Source organism: Streptomyces sp. NPDC050564 (genome assembly GCF_044457265.1).
Taxonomy (GTDB): Bacteria; Actinomycetota; Actinomycetes; order Streptomycetales; family Streptomycetaceae; genus Streptomyces.
On record NZ_JBITGS010000124.1, the window covers coordinates 1 to 1234 of the forward strand.

At 69.0% G+C, this 1234-nt stretch carries 1 protein-coding gene; it reads left to right on the forward strand.

The window, feature by feature from the left end:
- Nucleotides 1-64: 64 nt before the first annotated feature.
- On the forward strand, nt 65-1234 hold a 1170-nt coding region (locus ACIBK0_RS51950; protein WP_399097565.1), incomplete at its 3' end, for an IS110 family transposase.

A 1234-nucleotide genomic window follows, 5' to 3' on the forward strand; every position in this document is an offset into this window, starting at 1 on the left:
TAGGGAGCGTGCCACGTCTTCCGCAGGCTGCACGATAAGTGAACTACCTGACCGGGAGGGCGAGTTGCTTCTGATCGGCGACGACTGGGCCGAGGACCACCACGATGTCGAGGTCCAGGACGGGACCGGCCGCAAGCTGGCAGCCGCGAGACTGCCCGAGGGCGTGGAGGGCATCACCAAGCTCCACGAACTCGTCGCGAAGCACGGCGGCGACGACCTCGATGCCACCGAGGTGATCGTCGGCATCGAGACCGACCGCGGCCCCTGGCTACAGGCCCTGCTCGCCTCCGGCTACCAGGTGTACGCGATCAACCCGCGGCAGGCCGCGCGGTTCAAGGAGCGGTACGGCACCTCCGGCGCCAAGAGCGACAAGGGCGACGCCCACGCGCTCGCCGACATGGTCCGCATCGACCGCGACCAGCTGCGACCTGTCGCGGGTGACAGCGAACAGGCCCAGGCTGTCAAGGTCGTCGCCCGCGCCCATCAGACCCTCATCTGGGAACGCACCCGCACCTTCCAGCGGCTGCGCAACACGCTGCGTGAGTACTTCCCCGCCGCCCTGAACGCCTACGCGGACCTGGAACTGACCAGCACGGACGCGCTGGAACTGCTGATCAAGGCGCCCTCCCCGCAGATGGCGGCGAAGCTGACCCGCACGCAGATCACCGCCGTCCTGGCCCGGCACCGTCGGCACAATCGGAGTGCGAAGGCCGCCACGATCCAGACCGCGCTGCGCGAACAGCACCTTGGTCTGCCCGAGCCGGTCACGGCCGCCTACGCGGCCACCGCTACCGCCCACGCAAAGCTGCTGATCGCCCTGAATGAGCAGATAGCCGAGCTGGAAGCGCAGGTGAAGGCACATTTTCTCACGCACCCGGACGCTGAGATCTACCTCTCGATGCCCGGCATCGGGGCGATCACCGGCGCCCGGGTGCTCGCCGAGTTCGGAGACGACCCCACCCGCTACGCCAGCGCGAAGGCCCGCAAGAACTACGCGGGCACCAGCCCCATCACCCGGGCCTCCGGCAAGAGCCACACCGTCCAGGCGCGCTACGTGCGCAACAACCGACTCGCTGACGCCCTGCAACGGCAGGCGTTCTCCGCCCTGAACGCCTCGCCCGGAGCCCGCCGTTACTACGACAAGCAGCGCGCCCGCGAGGCCGGCTACAACCCCGCTCTCCGACAGGTCGGCAACCGCCTCGTCGGCATCCTCCACGGATGCCTCAAGACCCGC